20 protein-coding genes are annotated in these 18,541 nt (G+C 40.6%); 17 read left to right on the top strand and 3 right to left on the bottom strand.

Features of this window, described 5'->3' with window-relative positions; all coding sequences use genetic code 11:
* Positions 1-37 precede the first annotated feature (37 nt).
* The 10 genes from rsfS to OM33_RS09020 all read left to right on the top strand — a co-directional run bounded on the left by rsfS (position 38) and on the right by OM33_RS09020 (position 8,881).
* Positions 38-355 (top strand): ribosome silencing factor, encoded by a 318-nt coding sequence (gene rsfS / locus OM33_RS09065; RefSeq protein WP_038641035.1) that lies wholly within the window; start codon positions 38-40, stop codon positions 353-355.
* A 4-nt stretch (positions 356-359) separates the two neighbouring features.
* Positions 360-830, top strand: a complete 471-nt coding sequence (gene rlmH, locus OM33_RS09060) for a 23S rRNA (pseudouridine(1915)-N(3))-methyltransferase RlmH (RefSeq protein WP_038641033.1) — start codon at positions 360-362, stop codon at positions 828-830.
* 16 nt (positions 831-846) lie between these two features.
* Positions 847-2,721 carry a penicillin-binding protein 2 gene (gene mrdA / locus OM33_RS09055; RefSeq protein WP_038641031.1) on the top strand — a complete coding sequence of 625 codons (1,875 nt, stop codon included), beginning with the start codon at positions 847-849 and terminating at the stop codon, positions 2,719-2,721.
* On the top strand, positions 2,718-3,821 hold the full coding sequence (rodA, locus tag OM33_RS09050; protein ID WP_038641029.1) for a rod shape-determining protein RodA: 1,104 nt from the start codon (positions 2,718-2,720) through the stop codon (positions 3,819-3,821). The genes mrdA and rodA overlap by 4 nt, the downstream gene beginning before the upstream one ends.
* Positions 3,822-3,825: 4 nt before the next feature.
* Entirely contained in the window at positions 3,826-4,569 is a 744-nt protein-coding gene (locus tag OM33_RS09045; protein WP_038641027.1) for a septal ring lytic transglycosylase RlpA family protein, read from the top strand.
* A 59-nt stretch (positions 4,570-4,628) separates the two neighbouring features.
* The gene (locus OM33_RS09040; RefSeq protein ID WP_038641025.1) at positions 4,629-5,780 is read left to right on the top strand and encodes a serine hydrolase; all 1,152 of its coding nucleotides are present in this window, start codon (positions 4,629-4,631) and stop codon (positions 5,778-5,780) included.
* Between the two features lie 214 nt (positions 5,781-5,994).
* Positions 5,995-6,273, top strand: coding sequence for a DUF493 family protein YbeD (gene ybeD, locus OM33_RS09035; protein ID WP_038641023.1), 279 nt, complete (start codon positions 5,995-5,997; stop codon positions 6,271-6,273).
* 11 nt (positions 6,274-6,284) lie between these two features.
* Complete coding sequence (gene lipB, locus OM33_RS09030) at positions 6,285-6,923, top strand: lipoyl(octanoyl) transferase LipB (protein WP_038641021.1); 639 nt, start codon at positions 6,285-6,287, stop codon at positions 6,921-6,923.
* Between the two features lie 3 nt (positions 6,924-6,926).
* Positions 6,927-7,892, top strand: coding sequence for a lipoyl synthase (gene lipA / locus OM33_RS09025; protein WP_038641019.1), 966 nt, complete (start codon positions 6,927-6,929; stop codon positions 7,890-7,892).
* Positions 7,893-8,095: 203 nt separating this feature from the next.
* The gene (locus OM33_RS09020; RefSeq protein ID WP_038641017.1) at positions 8,096-8,881 is read left to right on the top strand and encodes an META domain-containing protein; all 786 of its coding nucleotides are present in this window, start codon (positions 8,096-8,098) and stop codon (positions 8,879-8,881) included.
* Between the two features lie 46 nt (positions 8,882-8,927).
* Here the strand turns inward: OM33_RS09020 and OM33_RS09015 are convergent, their stop codons facing one another.
* Positions 8,928-9,776: a 23S rRNA (adenine(2030)-N(6))-methyltransferase RlmJ gene (locus tag OM33_RS09015; RefSeq protein ID WP_038641015.1), complete on the bottom strand. Its 849-nt coding sequence runs from the start codon at positions 9,774-9,776 to the stop codon at positions 8,928-8,930.
* Positions 9,777-9,946: 170 nt separating this feature from the next.
* Here OM33_RS09015 and OM33_RS09010 point away from each other — a divergent pair, with 170 nt between their 5' ends.
* The 7 genes from OM33_RS09010 (at position 9,947) to OM33_RS08980 (ending at position 14,588) form a co-directional block, all read left to right on the top strand.
* Positions 9,947-10,171 (top strand): hypothetical protein, encoded by a 225-nt coding sequence (locus tag OM33_RS09010; protein WP_038641013.1) that lies wholly within the window; start codon positions 9,947-9,949, stop codon positions 10,169-10,171.
* 3 nt (positions 10,172-10,174) lie between these two features.
* Positions 10,175-10,450 carry a cell division protein ZapA gene (locus OM33_RS09005; RefSeq protein ID WP_038641011.1) on the top strand — a complete coding sequence of 92 codons (276 nt, stop codon included), beginning with the start codon at positions 10,175-10,177 and terminating at the stop codon, positions 10,448-10,450.
* Positions 10,451-10,670: 220 nt separating this feature from the next.
* Positions 10,671-11,018, top strand: coding sequence for a hypothetical protein (locus OM33_RS09000; protein WP_038641009.1), 348 nt, complete (start codon positions 10,671-10,673; stop codon positions 11,016-11,018).
* Between the two features lie 107 nt (positions 11,019-11,125).
* Positions 11,126-12,478 carry a LysM peptidoglycan-binding domain-containing protein gene (locus tag OM33_RS08995; protein ID WP_081991039.1) on the top strand — a complete coding sequence of 451 codons (1,353 nt, stop codon included), beginning with the start codon at positions 11,126-11,128 and terminating at the stop codon, positions 12,476-12,478.
* Positions 12,479-12,538: 60 nt separating this feature from the next.
* A complete protein-coding gene (locus tag OM33_RS08990) occupies positions 12,539-13,018 on the top strand; it encodes an FKBP-type peptidyl-prolyl cis-trans isomerase (protein WP_038641007.1) in 480 nt (159 codons plus the stop codon).
* Positions 13,019-13,021: 3 nt separating this feature from the next.
* Positions 13,022-13,747, top strand: a complete 726-nt coding sequence (locus tag OM33_RS08985) for an SDR family NAD(P)-dependent oxidoreductase (RefSeq protein WP_038641005.1) — start codon at positions 13,022-13,024, stop codon at positions 13,745-13,747.
* On the top strand, positions 13,728-14,588 hold the full coding sequence (locus OM33_RS08980) for an amidohydrolase family protein (protein ID WP_038641003.1): 861 nt from the start codon (positions 13,728-13,730) through the stop codon (positions 14,586-14,588). The genes OM33_RS08985 and OM33_RS08980 overlap by 20 nt, the downstream gene beginning before the upstream one ends.
* A 10-nt stretch (positions 14,589-14,598) precedes the next feature.
* On the opposite strand, the gene OM33_RS08975 is transcribed toward OM33_RS08980, so the two are convergent.
* Complete coding sequence (locus OM33_RS08975; protein ID WP_038641001.1) at positions 14,599-15,555, bottom strand: phosphotransferase; 957 nt, start codon at positions 15,553-15,555, stop codon at positions 14,599-14,601.
* A gap of 101 nt (positions 15,556-15,656) precedes the next feature.
* Positions 15,657-18,260 carry an ExeM/NucH family extracellular endonuclease gene (locus OM33_RS08970; protein ID WP_038640999.1) on the bottom strand — a complete coding sequence of 868 codons (2,604 nt, stop codon included), beginning with the start codon at positions 18,258-18,260 and terminating at the stop codon, positions 15,657-15,659.
* Between the last annotated feature and the right edge of the window lie 281 nt (positions 18,261-18,541).

Here is an 18,541-nt window from a genome sequence, read left to right as displayed (position 1 = left end):
CTAATTAAACGTAATAAACCAGTTACTAGGAAATATTTTGGATCCACGCGAGTTATTAGACTTTGTCATCGACAAAGCAGACGATATCAAAGCCGTTGATATTACTACCCTTGATATGACAGAAAAATCTTCAATCACTGACTACATGGTAGTTTGCTCTGGCACCTCTAAGCGCCATGTGCAATCAATTGCCAATAATGTTGCCCTTGAAGCAAAAGCACAAGGTATTGAAATTATTGGCACTGAAGGCCAACAAGAAGGTGAATGGGTTCTACTTGACCTGGGTGATGTGGTACTTCACGTGATGCAAGAAAGTGCGCGTGATTTTTACCAATTAGAAAAGCTTTGGAGCTAATAGCGTGCGCATTCAGCTAATTGCTGTTGGTACTAAGATGCCAGCTTGGGTTGAAACCGGTTTTCAAGAATATCAGCGTCGTTTTCCACGCGATATGAGTTTCGAGCTCATTGAAATCCCTGCTGGCAAACGTGGCAAAAACGCCGATATTAAACGCATTTTGCAACAAGAAGGCGAAAAAACTCTAGCCGCAATTCCTAAAGGGAACAAAATCGTTACCTTAGAGGTCACAGGTAAAGCACTCGATACGCATCAACTCGCGAAAGAAATGAGTAAATGGCAACTGGATGGTCGCGATATCAGCCTTTTAATTGGTGGGCCTGAAGGGCTTGCACCTGAATGTATCGCTGCGTCAGAACAAAAGTGGTCACTTTCAAATTTGACACTTCCCCACCCACTTGTTCGAATTATTGTCGCAGAAAGCTTGTATCGTGCGTGGAGTTTGAATAATAATCACCCGTACCATAGAGAATAAGAATAAAATCAAATAGATGTTTAAACAACGCGCTACGATAAGGGACCATTCAGCCGAGGCTAATTTAGTTGCTCGACGTGCGTTTGTGGCATTTATTTTTGTTTTGATCGTGATTGGCATTCTGTTCATGAATGTCTTCAATCTTCAAGTAAATCAGCACCAAAGTTATAAAACACGCTCCAACGAAAATCGCATTAAAGTTATTCCAATTGCCCCAAATCGCGGTTTAATCTATGACCGCAATGGTGTGTTACTGGCAGAAAACCGACCCGTCTATAATTTAGAGGTCATTCCAGAAGAGTCGAAAGATCTCAATAAAAGTTTAACTGAAGTTTCAGCTTTATTTGATATCTCGCAAGAGCGGCAAGACGAGTTTCTGAAAAGCATCAAGCGTAAACGCCGCTTCAAAAGCCAAATACTCAAGTCACGGCTCACGCCAGAACAAGTCGCACTTTTTTCAGTTAATCAGCACAAATATCCTGGTTTTAGTGTTGAAGCACGTTTGGCAAGGCATTACCCCTATGGTGATGCCCTCACTCATGCAATCGGCTACGTCGCAAAAATGAATAAGTCAGAGCACCTTGAACTGGAAATGGAAGGGCGAGATGTTAATTACCGTGCGACACGTGATATCGGCAAACTAGGCATTGAAAAATATTATGAAGAGCTACTGCATGGTGTTGTTGGCAGTGAAGAAGTAGAGATTAATAACCGCGGCCGCATTCTACGCACCTTAAAGTCAACCGCTCCCGAACCTGGTAAAGATTTAATTCTTACCTTAGACATAGGGCTGCAACAAATAGCCCAAGCCGCGCTTGATGGAAAGCGTGGTGCAATTATTGTTATGGATGCTCGCGATGGCGGGGTTTTAGCCTTTTATTCGAATCCAAGTTATGACCCAAATTTATTCGTGCATGGTATTAGCGGCAAAGATTATAAAGCCCTTCTCAACAAAGACAGACCGCTAGTAAATCGCGTGACAAAAGGGGTGTACCCACCTGCTTCAACTATTAAGCCTCACTTAGCAGTACTGGCGTTAGATGAAGCAGTGGTCACTGAATCAACTCAAATGCACGACCCTGGCTTTTTTAAACTACCCAAAGCAGATCACCGCTGGCGAGATTGGAAACCTTGGGGTCATGGTAAGGTTGATGTTTATAAAGCGATTGAAGAAAGCTGTGATACTTACTTTTATGAAGTTGGATACCGCCTAGGCATCGATAAAATCAGTGCATTTATGTACCAATTTGGCTTTGGCCAACTTACTGGCATTGATATCTATGAAGAAAAAACCGCTAACTTACCGTCACGAGAATGGAAAGAAGTAACGTATAAATTACCTTGGTATCCAGGCGACACCCCCAATATTTCAATTGGTCAAGGCTATTGGACAGCTACCCCAATGCAAATTGCCAATTCAATGAGCATTATGGTTAATAAGGGAAAACGTTATCAACCTCATTTAGTGTCGGCGACTAAGCTGAGCGATCACGTTCAAATTATCTCCCGTGACGAAAAGCCGCCCATTGAATTAAAAGACGAGGCAAACTGGGATATTGCACTTCGTGCGATGTACAATACCGTTCACCTTAGCAATGGTACAGCTCATAAAGCATTTGTTGGTGCACAATACACTGCTGGCGGTAAAACAGGCACGGCACAAGTAAAAAGTATTGCCCAAGGTGAACGTTATGATGCTGAGAAACTCGATGAACGTCACCGCGATAATGCCATGTATGTTGGTTTTGCCCCTTACGAAAAGCCAGAAATTGTTGTCGCTGTTGCGGTAGAGAATACGGGTGGCGGCTCTACTGTCGGGGCACCTATTGCCCGCACATTAATGGATTACTATTTTTCAAATAAACCTGAATCGCTGGTAGGTAAACCGTGAAGGCCTTAAACCATAATAAATCCATATGGGATAAACTCCATCTTGACTGGCCTTTGTTAATTGCCATCTTGGCTTTGATGGCGGGTAGTTTGGTCGTTGTTTATAGTGCCGGTGGTCAAAATATTGATTTGGTTATCCGCCAAATTACGCGCATTGGCTTAGGTTTAGTTGTGATGTTTGCACTTGCACAGGTTTCGCCGAGTAATATGCGGCGTTGGGCACTGCCGATATATCTAGTGGGTGTTGCTTTACTTGTAGCGGTAATATTTTTTGGTGTCTCCAGTAAAGGGGCGCAGCGCTGGCTCAATATTGGTATTCGCTTCCAACCATCGGAAATTATGAAGTTAGCGATGCCGATTATGGTTGCATGGTACATCAGTCGCTACCACTTGCCACCTAAGTACCGACACCTCGCTATTGGCTTATTGATTGTGGCCATTCCAACACGGTTGATTATGAAACAGCCGGATCTGGGCACCTCAATCTTAATAGCCAGTTCAGGTCTATTTGTACTTTTCTTTGCCGGTTTACATTGGCGCTTAATTCTCAGTGCACTTGCCGTTGCACCTGCTGCTATATATGGTTTTTGGCATTATGGTATGCATGATTATCAAAAAACCCGTGTACTCACTATGCTCGATCCTGAAAGTGATCCACTTGGCGCGGGCTACCACATTATTCAGTCAAAAATAGCCATTGGCTCTGGTGGTATTGAAGGTAAAGGTTGGACCCACGGCACCCAATCACAACTAGAATTTCTACCTGAGCGCCATACCGATTTTATTTTCTCGGTACTCAGTGAAGAGTTTGGCCTGATTGGGGTCACAATCTTACTCAGTCTGTATTTATTTATCATTGCTCGAGGCTTGTATATTGCTGTCAGCGCACAAGATGCATTTGGCAAATTATTAGCTGCGAGTATCACCCTGACTTTCTTTGTTTATGTTTTCGTAAATATTGGAATGGTATCAGGATTATTACCTGTAGTAGGGGTTCCCCTTCCCCTTATCAGCTATGGCGGTACGTCCATGGTAACCCTGCTTGCAGGGTTCGGTATTATTATGTCTATTGCAACCCATAAGCGTATTTTGGTGAAATAACACAATGAAACACCTACTACTTTTACTTATTTTAGTTTTCCTTACAGCCTGTGCTCCTTCTGGGCGTTACAGTATGCGTCATGATGCGGCACCGATACGCGCGCCCTACCCAGAGGAAATGCGTGATGTCACTGTGACCTCTGAAAAGACAAGCGTTTCAGCTAGCCGCCCCTATGTTGTTCACGGAAAGCGCTATACCCCTTTGCACAGTGAGGCGGGATTTACAGAAACCGGTATTGCCTCTTGGTACGGTAGAAAGTTTCACGGTCACGATACATCCAATGGTGAAACTTACGATATGTTTGCGATGACCGCAGCCCATAAAACATTACCCTTACCAAGCTTTGTGAGAGTCACAAATTTAGAAAATGGTAACTCAGCGATAGTGAGAGTGAATGATCGCGGCCCATTTCATGATGATCGTATCATTGACTTATCTTATGCAGCTGCATATAAGCTAGGCTATCATCGCCAAGGTACAGCGAAAGTAAAAATAGAAGCCTTACTGCCGCAAACAAACCACCATAATGCGTATATTCAAATTGCTGCGGCTCAAAGTGTGGAGCAGTTAGGTGTGCTTGCAAAAGCACTCACCTCAGAATATCAAGTAGATAGCAAAATTGTAAAAAAAGATGGAATTTATCGCCTTCGCCTCGGTCCAATTGAAGACGCGCAAGTGGCAAAACAATTACTGGATAAAATTAAAGCGAACAATCACCAAAATGCATTCATGCTTTACAGTGAGTGATTGCTTTAGGATAATTAACCAAAAATACCCAAAACTAAGACAATTGACCCAAAAAGCCAATGAATCGAATTAAACAAACAGTTATTGCGGCAATCGCAGCCGCATCGTGCTTTACTGTGCAAGCACAAATCATCCCTGCTCCACCTCAAATCAATGCGAAAGGCTATTTTTTAGTAGACTTTACGACCGGTAAAGTAATCGCTGAAGGTGAAGCGGATACAAAACTCGCTCCAGCTAGTTTGACTAAAATGATGACCAGTTATGTGATTGGTCTTGAAGTTGAAAACGGCAACATTTCTCTTGATGACGAAGTAACCATTAGTGAAAAAGCGTGGGCAAAAAATTTCCCAGATTCTTCAAAAATGTTCATTGAAGTTGGTAAGCAAGTTACGGTTGAAGACCTGAATCGCGGTATTATTATTCAATCAGGTAATGACGCATGTGTTGCAATGGCTGAGCATATCGCTGGAAGTGAAGCAGCGTTTGCTGATTTAATGAATGCCCATGCACAAAAGCTCGGTATGACCAATACACGCTTCATCAACAGCCATGGTCTAGACACCAATGAGCATTACACGACTCCGCGAGATATGGCGACTTTGGGTGTAGCGCTTATCCGTGATGTGCCTGCTGAGTATGCTCTCTACGCAGAAAAATCTTTCACTTACAACGGCATTAAACAATATAACCGTAACTCGCTGTTATGGGATGAAAACCTAAACGTTGATGGCATTAAAACAGGTCACACGAGTGAAGCTGGCTACAGTCTTGTTACTTCAGCGAAGAAAGGCAATATGCGTTTAGTTTCTGTTGTGATGGGTACTAAAAGCGAACGCTCACGTGCAACGGAAAGCCGTAAATTACTCAACTATGGTTTCCGCTTTTTTGAAACAGTAACACCATATAAAGCGGGTGATAGCTTTGCCGAGCAGCGTATTTGGATGGGCCACAAAGAAACAGTATCGCTGGGTATTTTAGAAGATACGCCTATCACTATTCCACGTGGTCAAATGAAAAACCTTAAAGCTAATTTTGAACTTGATCAAACACTTGAGGCACCTATTGAGAAAGGTGTAAAAGTGGGTACCTTGTTCTTACAACTTGATGGTGAAGATATTGCACAATATCCACTGGTCACGTTAGAAGAAATTAACGAAGGTAGTTTCTTCAGCAAGATTTATGACTATATTCGTCTGCAAATCAGTAACTAGTCCTTCAAACTCGAAAAAAAGCGCCAATTGGCGCTTTTTTTGTGAATTCTAGCAACTGCTTTTCATGGTCTAAAATACCTAAAAAGATAAACAAGTGCTTAAACACAGATAAACATTATTAATAAGCGTTTTTTTGAATTTATGTTAGACTAGCGGGCATTTTCTTATGACCAGCTAAATGGTCGTAATAACCCTATAGTTACTGAGGTGAAATGTGGTTAATCCAGTTAAAAATACAAAATTTGACGAGTTTTTAGAGTTTCCTTGTCCCTTTACTTTTAAGGTAATGGGTCTTGCAAACGTCGACCTAACTTCGCAAGTTTTAGCTGTGATGCAAAAATTAGCCCCTGGCGACTACGCTCCAAAAACCAAAGCGAGCAGTAAAGGAAACTATGAGTCGGTAAGTCTGGTTGCAACCGTCACTAGCAAAGAACACATCGAATCAATTTATACTGAGCTTGGCTCAATTGCAGACGTACGCTACGTACTATAAGGCCAACACACATGCCTAAATTGATCGTTCGCCAGCTTAACCGTCAAGATTACGAACCTGTATGGCAAGCAATGCAACACTACACAGATACCCGTGACGATGAGGCTGCTGATGAGATTTGGTTAGTGGAACACAACCCAGTGTTTACACAAGGCCAAGCAGGTAAAGAAGAACACTTATTAATGACTGGCGATATTCCGGTGGTTAAAGTTGATCGTGGTGGACAAGTTACCTATCACGGCCCCGGTCAACAAGTACTGTATGTACTGTTTAATTTGCGTCGGCTGAAAATTGGCGTGCGTGAATTAGTTACGTGGCTTGAAGAAACAGTAATCGATACACTGAAAGACTTTGGTATAAATGCCTATGCGAAAGCGGATGCCCCAGGCGTTTATGTAGATGACAAAAAAATCGCCTCACTAGGTCTTCGTGTGAGACGCGGTTGTTCTTTTCATGGTCTTGCATTAAACATTGATATGGATATGGAACCTTTCTTACGTATCAATCCATGCGGTTATGCCGGCATGGAAATGCTTCAAACCAAACAGATAAATGGTCCGCAAACGCTTGCAGAAGCGTCAGATGGGCTGGTTAAGCACTTAGTCAAGCGACTAGGTAATACTGAATATGAGCAAGTAGTAGGTTTTTAATCAATGACTAAACCTGTAAAAATGCAACCGGGTGTTAAACTCCGTGATGCTGAAAAAATGGCACTTATCCCCGTCAAGGTAATGCCAACTGAAAAAGAAGAAATGCTACGTAAGCCTGAATGGCTGAAGATCCGCCTGCCTAAATCAAGCGAGCGCATCGATGGTATTAAAAGCGCCATGCGTAAACATGGCCTTCACTCTGTGTGTGAAGAAGCATCATGCCCTAACCTTTCAGAGTGTTTTAACCACGGCACAGCAACATTTATGATTCTGGGTGCAATTTGTACTCGTCGTTGTCCATTTTGCGACGTGGCACACGGTCGTCCATTAAAACCGGATGCTGAAGAACCAGAAAAACTGGCGCTTACTATCAAAGATATGAAGCTAAGCTACGTTGTTATCACCTCAGTTGACCGTGATGATTTACGTGACGGTGGAGCACAACACTTCGCTGATTGTATTCGTGAAATTCGTAAGCACAATCCTGGCATCACCATTGAAATTTTAGTGCCGGATTTCCGTGGTCGCATGGAAAAAGCCCTCGAGATTTTAATTGATACACCACCTGATGTATTTAATCACAACTTAGAAACTGCACCTCGCCTTTATAAACTTGCGCGCCCTGGTGCGGATTACAAGTGGTCATTGGAATTACTGCGTCGCTTTAAAGAAGCGCACCCAAATGTAAAAACTAAGTCTGGCTTAATGGTTGGCTTAGGTGAAGAAATCAGTGAAATTGAAGAAGTACTGCGCGATTTACGCGAACATAACGTTGACATGTTAACTGTTGGTCAGTATTTGCAACCGTCAAAGCACCACTTACCAGTAAAACGTTACGTGCCACCAGCAGAGTTTGATGCACTAAAAGACTATGCCGATGAGATTGGCTTTAGTCATGCAGCATGTGGCCCATTTGTTCGTTCAAGCTACCATGCAGACTTACAAGCAGCAGGCAAAGAAGTGAAATAATCACGTTAATAAAAGCCAGCTAAATGCTGGCTTTTTACTTAATTTTACTAAAATACCATTCACACTAGTTTCAAGCATCCCAACTCGCTTCCTTTTCTAACAATAAGTGATTTTAATTTAAATTAAGCGTAAGTTAATAAACAGAGCGTAAACTTGCTGTCACGTTAAATACTTTCGCAATCACTCAAAATAAAGGAACTACTATGAATCGTTTTGCCAAGCCATTGCTTTTATGTTCATTGATGGCAACTGCCTCTGTCACATTATTAGGCTGCCAAACAGCACCAGAAGAAAAAGTGATGAGTACATTACAAACAGAAGTGTACTACTTAGATCGCAGCATGCTGCCTGCTAATTCTGAATTAACAGTGACACTTGAAGATGTATCTAAAATGGACGTTGCCTCAACAGTGATTAGCAGTAAGGTAATTACACTAAACAGTGCTCCACCATATCAAGTTTCACTTGATTATGATAACGCATTAATCAAAGAAAACATGCGCTACAATGTACGTGCACAAATTCGAAAAGACGGTAAGTTACTTTATAGCTCAACGCAATCTAATAGCCCTTTCGCGAACTCTGATACCCCTTTAAAGGTAAAAATGACTAAAATCATGCCATCGGTAAAACCGAATGTCCCTTTAACCAATACCTATTGGAAAGCAATAACGCTTAATGGTGAGCAAGTTAATACGCCTGAAGGAGCACGTGAATTATTTGTGCAATTAAAAGCCGACGGTAAGGTGAAAGGCTTTGCTGGTTGTAATAATTTTATGGGCGGCTACACTTCGAAACAATTCGGTCTTCGTTTTAACGGCATGGCATCCACAATGATGATGTGTCATGGCACTGCTAATGACTTAGAAATGAAGATGCATCAAGCACTTAATGATACCTTTGAATACAAAATCCAAGGTGAAACATTACAGTTATTCGATGAATCAAAAAACCAAGTTGCCCACTTTAAAGCAGTTTATTTTAATTAACACCCCGCAATTAAAATGATAAAGCCGCTCTCAGAGCGGCTTTCCTTTATTCTTCTACTAACTGTTCGCTTCGGTAAAAACCACCTTCGCTTGACAATAATGATACGAGTTCAGGTAAACATTCATCCATCGTTTGTTTCAATGTCCATGGCGGATTTATTACTATCATGCCAGATGCAGTCATACCATGCTCATCAGTATCAGCCTGGGTTGCTAATTCAAATAATTGAATATTACGGATGCCCGAAGCAATTAACCCTGCCTCCATGGCATCTATGCGCTCTCGTGACACAACAGGGTACCAAATCATAATGGTGCCGCTATTAAATCTCTCAACTGCTTTTTTGACTGTTTTAACAACTTGTTCGTAATCTGATTTGATTTCATAAGGGGGATCAATTAAGACACAACCTCGTTTTGCCTGTGGTGGTAAAAGACCAAGCACCCCTTTAAAGCCATTCTCTTTTCTTACAAAGGTCTGTTTGCGACGACGGCTTAGCTCCGCCATATTATGTTTTAGGCTCTCGCTATCTTTTGGGTGCAATTCAAACAACCAACGCTTGTCGTTTTCACGTAACAGGCTATCAGCTACCATAGGTGAACCAGGATAAATCTCAAGTTCGCCCTGATTAAACTGTTTTACTTTGGCTACATATCGCTTGATTGCATCATTATCACCTTGGTACTGCCATAACTTTGCGATGCCCTCTAGGTATTCTTGTGTTTTTTGCGCTTCAGCTGTGGCCAAGCGATAAACGCCAACACCAGAGTGCGTATCAATATATTCAAGCGGTTTGTCTTTTTTAGTTAGGTAAGAGATCGTTTCAATTAATACCAAATGTTTTATTACATCTGCAGGATTTCCCGCATGAAACGAGTGGCGATAGCTCAGCATAAACAGCCCTATATGAAATTTTCCGTCATTATACCCATTTTCAAAGCTAAGTATGGACAGAAATTGTTCGGTTGATTCGTTTTTGCCAAATTAACCTGAACTTAGTCTTGGTATTGTCATCAAAAACCCATATTTATGTCATATCTTTTCTTTTATAAAGGCGTGCTATTATGAGCGACAATTTATACTCTACGCTACATACGTTAGTTGATCAGTTAATTTCACAAAACCAAACACTCAAAGACGAAAAACATTATCTTGAACAGGCGTTAGCCAAAACTAAAGACGAACTGGAAACAGCTCAGCTTGAATTAATGGAGTTAGAAGAATCAACAAACTCGCAACATGCATCATTAAATGAACTTGTATCAAAGCTCAATCAAGCGGCAAGTTAATTTATGGCAGAAGGTGATAATCGCGGACTCGCAATTACCCTACTTGGCAAGCAACACATGGTTGCTTGCCCTAAAGGCAAAGAAGATGACTTGCTAGCTGCAGCACATAGATTAAACACTGAGTTAAATGAATTTAAACAGCGTGCACATACTAAAAGTGAAGATAAAGTGTTGCTTATGGTAGCGTTAAATTTATGTCATCAATTATTAAGTTCAGAATCTGAGCATGCTCAGCAACTTAACACTCTGATCAGTAAATTATTACTGGCATCAAAATAACTTTTTCAATACGCAATAGCGTTTAATTGCTTCAGAGCCAAGATTGGACTCATCTACTGATGGATTAAACGCTTTTTTTGCGTGAGTTATAATGCAAATTTGAACTCAACTAAACAAATTTGCTCAACACTTAAACTAATCAATCGCTGTAAATTATTTCCAATTACTCAGCCTAAAACTCAGAATTTTCTGGAAATTATTGACCTATTGCGATATTAATGTGTCACTTAATTTTGCAAACATCACGCTGGCTATGCAAACATCACAACTATTTGGCATTAAACTATTAGTAATTAGTTTTGTTTTTTTTGTCATTTTGATTGTTGATGCGGTAATGATTTGCCAATTATTGAACAGCCAAAACTCAGTGACTGTTATCCAAGTTCAGTTATGGGGAAGTTGCCTTGTTGCTGGCGGTATTGTTGGTGGGCTCTCTCTTTTACAACTGCAAAAAATTAGTGTGATGCGTGTTTCTAGCTATTTAATTATGGCCTTGATTTTTATAGCCTTACCCTTTGTGTTTGCAACAAGCCCTTATTCTTTAACAAGTTTTTTTAATTTCTTTTAAATCCAAACGTTAGCAACTTTTTGCATTTCTGTCATTTCTGATACTTTTTTATTTACTACACTTATCTAAATACGCTTTTATTAAAGGTTAAGATAAGGTTCGTTTTTATGATTATAAGGTGCACCACGAAGCTCGTATTTACCGCGATTCTTGTATTGTGTCTAAGTACAAATGTGTTTGCTGCATCAATCAAAACAAATCTTTGGCTGACAATTGCAAATAATCAGCAATTACCCTATCAACAACACCCACTCATAGAAGAAAAATTAAAATGGTACTTAAGCCAGTCATTTTATGCAGATGATATATCGCTCAGAGCTAAGCCTTATTTTCATTACATTGTTACAGAACTGAAAAAACGGAAAATGCCCCTTGAACTTGCATTATTGCCAATTGTGGAAAGCCAATACAAAATGACCACATCGCATCGCGGTGCGGCAGGCATATGGCAATTAATGCCTGTTGTGGCAGCGCATTATAATGTGCCAATAAACGACCATTATGATGGGCGCTATGACTTAGTACTATCAACTCAGGCCGCATTAAACTATTTACAGCATCTATACGTCACCTTTAATCAAGACTGGTTGTTAGCATTGGCTGCTTACAATGCCGGTGAAGGAAAAATCAAACAAGCCATAGCTCAGAATAAACGCAACAAACAACCTATCAGTTTTTGGCATTTAACATTACCGAAAGAAACCAAAGAATATGTGCCTAAACTATTAGCCTTAGACAAACTGGTTAAAACGCGACCGCGATTTTTTACAGCAATTGAAAACAAAGCAGTGACCCGCGTTGTTGATATAGAACAGCCTTTCTCGATTTTAGTAATTGCGGAGTTACTGAAAATCCCAAATACTGAAATTCTGAAGTTTAATCACGCCTACATTGCTGATAAAAGTGCACCTACAGGACCGTATCATCTGTTGTTACCTAATAAACTTGCCACCACCTTAGAACAAGTCTTAATATTCAGCAGCATGGGTGCCAAAGGTTATAAAGTGAAAAAGGGTGACTCACTTTATCGTTTAGCTAAATTAAGTAATACATCGATTGCAAAACTGAAATCGTTAAATCGACTTTCAAATGATACTTTACTCATTGGCCAAGAGATAATATTACCTGCAAGCAGTAAAAGCATGCCCACGCTGGTAAGGGAGTATGCAATAAGCCGTTACATTAAACGCGTTAAGCCCGAGCTTGAAACACTTGAGTTAACCTACACAGTTAAACCAAGTGATTCCCTTTGGCATGTTGCCACCCTTTTTGATGTTACTGTAAAGCAAGTACGTAGTTGGAATAACCTTAATCACACGAGTATTATTAAGCCCGGCCAAACACTGAACATTAAAATAACCCAATCCAAAAAAGCACATGGCCAAAGCGAGGTTGTGACGGATATCGCCCAGCAAATTCCCTATTTTTCGTTAACCAATACTGCTTCTTTAAACAATTGATTTTCGCGTCTTAAATCGATTTCAGATATACTGCAAAAAATTGTTAATGTTAGGATTGTTATGCAAATCGCAAAAGATACCGTTGTAGAATTCCACTACACCGTTTTTGAAGGTGAAAACCAGTTAGAATCAAGCAAAGATGGTGCGCCATTAGCCTACCTTCACGGCCATGAGAGTATGTTACCAGGTCTAGAAAAAGCGCTAGATAATAAGTCAGCTGACGATAGTTTTAGTGTAGAACTTGAAGCGAAAGATGCATATGGTCCGCGTCATGATAATGCGGTGCAACGTATTCCTCTTAAGCACTTACAAGGTGCAAAAGTGTGGAAGCCTGGCATGACAGCATTAGTGCACACCGACCAAGGTCAACGCCAAGTTACTATTATTAAAGTAGGCCGCTTCAATGCCGATTGCGATTTGAACCACCCTTTTGCCGGTAAAGACTTGAAATTTGATGTTGAAGTTGTGTCAGTTCGTGCTGCAACAAGCGAAGAATTATCTCACGGTCACGTGCACGGCGCTGGCGGTTGTGGTCACTAATCAATGAGTAAAGTTGCAATCGTAACAGGCGGGAGCAAAGGCATTGGCGAAGCGACTGTAGCGCGTCTATTAGCTGATGGGTGTCTTGTTTATAACTTGGATATTACCCCTTCAGAGACAGGTCAACATGTTCACTGTGATGTAAGCGATGTCGATGCTGTTGCCAATGCAGTAACCACTATTGGTCAGAAACACGGTCAAATTGATATCCTTGTTTCGAATGCTGGACGCCATCTTTCTGCGAATATCGAAAATACCACAGAACAAATGTTTGATGAGCTGTTTGCGCTTAACGTAAAAGGCGCATATAGCCTTATCAAACATGCATTGCCGTTTATGAAAATGCACGGTGGTGCAATTGTACTTGTCGCGTCTGATCAAGCATTAATAGGTAAGAAAAATTCCTTTGCATATAACTTGTCAAAGGCATCGCTCGCCTCAATAGCGCGCACTACGGCACTCGATTATGCTGCACACAACATCCGTGCAAACGCAGTGTGTCCTGGTACCATTGAAACACCTCTTTATCATTATGCAATAGACAACTATTGCGAAAAAAGCGGCGCCGATAAAGCTGAAATTCACGCTGAAGAAGAAGCTTTACAACCATTGAATCGCTTAGGAAAAGCAACAGAGGTTGCTGACTTCATCGGCTTTTTGGTCAGTGATAAAGCCAGCTTTATTACCGGAAGTTTACAGGTTATTGACGGTGGCTACACAGCACAATAGCACGATTTACGACCCGCACCTTCATCTATTTTATTTAGATGAAGGTGATTACTTTTGGCTCAAAAATGCCCTTCCCCCATGGCCGAAAATCGCCATGCTGCAAAAAAGCTTTTCAGAAGAAGAGCTAGACTTAAATAATGAGTTTGTTCTCTCTCAGTTTACACATATTGAAGCTGGGTTTAATAACCAACAAGCAGAAAAAGAAATCGCCTTTCTTGAGCGTAAGATTGGTAAAAAGCACAGTGCAATAGGCTATTACCAGATTGACGTTGAGCCCTCTTTATTCAAGCAACAAATAAATACGTTATTGAGTTATTCAACATTTGTGGGCATTCGCGATATTACGGAAGGAAGTGATGCCGCTCGATTACATTCTGAAAATGTAAATCAAAATTTTGCCTTTTTAGCTCATAATAAACTGATTTTTGAAGCCCAATTTGAAATAAGTGAACTACAACATACAACACGTATATATGAACTTGCTAAAGCACAGCCTAATCTAGACATTGTGCTTAATCACGCAGGACTTGTCACTCCATACAATTATTCAAATTGGTTACGAGCGTTAAAGCAGCTTTCGCAATTACCGAATGTTTATATCAAGTATTCTGGCTTTGAGATGCAAGAAATCAATCTCAGTGACACCTTCCGCAATAAGGTATTTGACGCTATATTTGCTAACTTTTCGCAAGAACGTATCTTATTTGGCAGTAATTTCCCTGTCTGTTTAATGGCATCGAGTTATCTCGCACTTTGGCAACACTATAGAGCCCTTTGTCAAAACGACTCTATTTGGCAAAAGCTTGCATGTGATAATGCAAAAGCACTCTATTCAAACTAACCATTACTTTTTATTTTACTAGTTGCACTGCTTGCTGCACTTGATACCAAGCGTAATCATGAAGTTTCCAGTGACCAGGTGACCAGCCATTTAAAAATCGGGCAAAGTCAGCCCACGCTATTGGGTAAAGTGCTAGCCACTGGTTAATCACTTCCTCAGCTAAGTTGATAGAATACCTTTCACAGTTACTTAAAAATGCAGCCTCATAATGTGCAAGTAATTCTTTTTCATAAGCGAAACACTGATCACTCGTGAACGCACTACTGATAAGTAACATCACATCTACGATACCTACTCCACGACCAACATATTGAAAATCATAACCTGCAATATCAGTAGCGGATTGCATAAAGTTAGCAAGCTTAGCATCGCCATGAATCAGGGTCTGAAACACACAATCTTGTAACTTACAATCAAGTGCTCTTGCGTGTTTTTTCAATTCAGTATGCGACATCGCTGTAAGCTCATCCGGTCGCGTTGCAAGATGCCAATAGCTGCCTTGAGGCCATAATCCTTCACAAGCGGTATTTAAATGCTGAGCATGAAAATCTGCCAACCATACCAATATTTTTTTCACCGTAACAATATCAGGTTCAACAATATCGTAATATCCCGCAGCAGCTAAATCCTCCAATAACAAATATTGTGTGTTTTCACCTTCAATAAATCCCAAGTAAGCTGGTGTCTTTGCGTTAGCTTTTTTAGCGAATTCGCGATAAAACGCCTGCTCCACGCGATATGATTGAAGCTTGCGTGCTGATGCGAAATGACTGCTCCAACCTTTAGGGTGATTGATGTGGTTAGGTTCACAAATTGATTTAACAACGACCGGCTTGTAGCAACCGTTAAACTCAATACGATGTAAACTACCAAAGCCACTCCAAACGGTTTTAAACGTGTCTACATTTGCAATCGTTCTTTTACCCAAAATATCGCAGATTTTCTTTTGTATTGGCTGGTTTAGCATGTTTAACCTAATAGAATTTTATCTTAACTAGCTTACCATATTCACTTTCAGAGCAAAAAAAAGAGCAGTCACTGACTGCTCTTAGATTAAACAAATAACCATTAGAAGTTCTGTTTTGTTGCTTTGTAGCTTAATGTAACATCATAATAGAAAAATGTTCCCTTTAAGCCAATATGCCAATCTCCTGCTTCAGGTTTTTCTATCATACAACTTTCGTTACTACCCCATATATAAGGTCGACAATCATAATTTCGTTTCGTTGGTTTCTTATCATGTCTTACGTATAAGTCTGCTTCTCCGTAACCTTCGATAGACACCTCTAAAGTATCAAAACCTTCTGGAAGCTCGATCATTTGTCTATTCCACCAGAACCAACCTGATAAGTTTTCAAACTTGCCTTCAATGATTGTTGGTTCAGGGCGTGTATCAAAATCAATTACAATTGGGTCATGATCTGATGCACGATAAGGCGTATCAGCATACAAACTGGTTAAGTGCTTTTCAGACTTGTATTCCATATTGTAATCAAGTGATACAGGTTCATCGGCATTGATATGCCAATCCTGAATTCCTACAACCTTGTCATACATACTGCTTGAAGCAAATGCATGATCTAAACTACCAATGCGACCTTGATATACATATGAATAATCACGTGTATGGCCAAAGCGTTGCTTCTTAATGTTTACAAAACCATTATTAACAAATGCGTAGATTGGATCTTCTTCGCCATAGGCATTCATATCACCAAGAATAACCATATCTTCATCGGCTACTGTGGTTGGGTTCGTAGCTAACCATTCATTCAGTTTATTTACTGCATTAACACGCGTTTGGTTCCAACAGCCTTGACCATCTTTTTGGTCTGCATCTAGCCCTTCAGCACTTCGACAGCTACCCTTTGAGCGTAAGTGAGTAATAACTACCGAGAACGTTTCTTTGGTTAGCTTATCAGTGAACGTTTGCATTACAGGTGGACGGTTACCATAGTCAAACGGTTCAGCTTCTGTAAACGCCGCTGTACCAACTTCTTCAACCTTATTACTGCGATAAATAATCGCTGACATAATTGCATCGCCACCAACTTGTTCAGTAGCCAAATTTACAAACGCATAGGTATCATTTGCTTGAGCTGCATTCAGTGATGCCACTAAATCCGCAATTGCACTCAACTCAGAAAAACCATCGTTTTCCATTTCAAGTAAACCAATTACATCTGCATCTAGCGCAAGAATCGCGTTTACTGTTTTGGCCTTTTGACGCTCAAACTCTTCTGCAGTGTCAGCGCCGCGCGGTGTAGGGAATCCAGCGCCTTGACCATCACCATTAAAGTAATTTAAGACGTTAAAGCTTGCGATACGCACATAACTGTTTTCAACACTTTCTGGTGCTTCTGTACGCAGATTTTCTTGTATAAAGTTTGGTGTTGTCGTTGGGTGAATGCGGAATTGGCTATAGCCATAGCCCATTACACCAGTCAGGCCTGTTACCTTATCACCAAGACGAAGCGTGTTGTATGCGTCAAGCTCTGGCGTTGGATATGGAATTACTTCTGGATTTTGAGCACTTGAGCCATCATCAAGAGTAATTGATTTAAGTTTGTTTTTTGCTTCAACTGCGTTTGCAGCATCGCCAGGCAATGCAACTTGCGTGCTTTGGAATAAACGCTCTGTGCCAAGCTTTAATTCGCCATAACGTGATAGACCGTAAGTGTCATTCACAACTAATTCATTTGTTACGCTTACAAGCATACCTTCATACGCTTCTAAGCCATTCTCTGCAGGAAGAGAAACCTCAACAGGTGCAAAGCTTTCAGTACCACACACTTTAAGATCATTGACATAATTAAGCTGGGTCTGACCGTATTTTTCTTCTACTTTCGCACGTAATTTAACAACATCGCCTTCAGTTACGGTTTGTTTATTGTAATAAACAAAAATACCTTCTGAAGTCATAACATCATTGTCTTGATCAAATGACTCTTCTTGTATAAAGAAACCTTTTAACTGGCTGTCACCCTGTAATGATGATGTTACAACAGCTTGTACTTCAACCGTTTCGCCATTCAGTGGACTCGCATCTCCAGTACCTTGAATAGCACTGATAAGTGTTGCATCACCACCACATTCAACAGGATCTGGCTGTTCTGTTTGCTGGTTGTGACTACCTACATTTGAAAAATCATCTTTTGGCAATGCCATCCACTCAAGTTCACCATCAAACTCAGCAAATGCATCAGTACGACCTGATTTAACTGATTCTAAACGAACCAAAGATCGATCTTGTGTACGCACATCACCACTCACCCAAGCTGAACCTGGATCAACGCCGATTTGCCCTAAGCTATCTACAACAATATCACTGTTTGTTAATGTGACCGCATCGTCACCATTAAACCAACTACCATCCGTATCAAACTGTGCTTTTGATTTTAACTCTTCTGCTGAACGCGAGTGTGCTACAACATAAGTGGTATTAGGTGCTAGTTCACCAGAGAGCGTAATTGTACGACCAATTTCCGTTTTACCATTAAAGTAAAAGTTAAGTGCGTAAGTTGATAAATCAACAGCTGTATCACCCGTGTTATAAATCTCAACGGCTTTGTTGTAGCTACCGCCTTCAACATACTCTGAAATAATCACGCTTGCATTTGCACTTGCTGTCGCTAGAGCTATCGCACTCGCCAAAAGTGTTTTTCTCAACATTTTCTTGTTCCCGATTTTGAATTACCCGACTAAGGAGCATCGTATGCTAGGCATATAAAGTGACAAATCAATTACAAATTAGCCTTTATTTACAGTGATTTACGATTTATTTAACATTTTTGAAACATTTGAAATTAGAAGGACGAATGTCCGGTGTTTTTGCTACTTTTAGGAATATATTGGCTAAAATTGATTTCATTTTGGAATTAGTTGAGCAGGTTTTTAATTACTTTCGGACATATGACCTTGTTACAGTCATGTTCGCAATCCGTAGCATTCAA

Source organism: Pseudoalteromonas piratica, assembly GCF_000788395.1.
Classification (GTDB): domain Bacteria; phylum Pseudomonadota; class Gammaproteobacteria; order Enterobacterales; family Alteromonadaceae; genus Pseudoalteromonas; species Pseudoalteromonas piratica.
The sequence above is the reverse complement of the archived record's forward strand: the minus strand, read 5'-3'. Positions and strand labels throughout refer to the sequence as shown.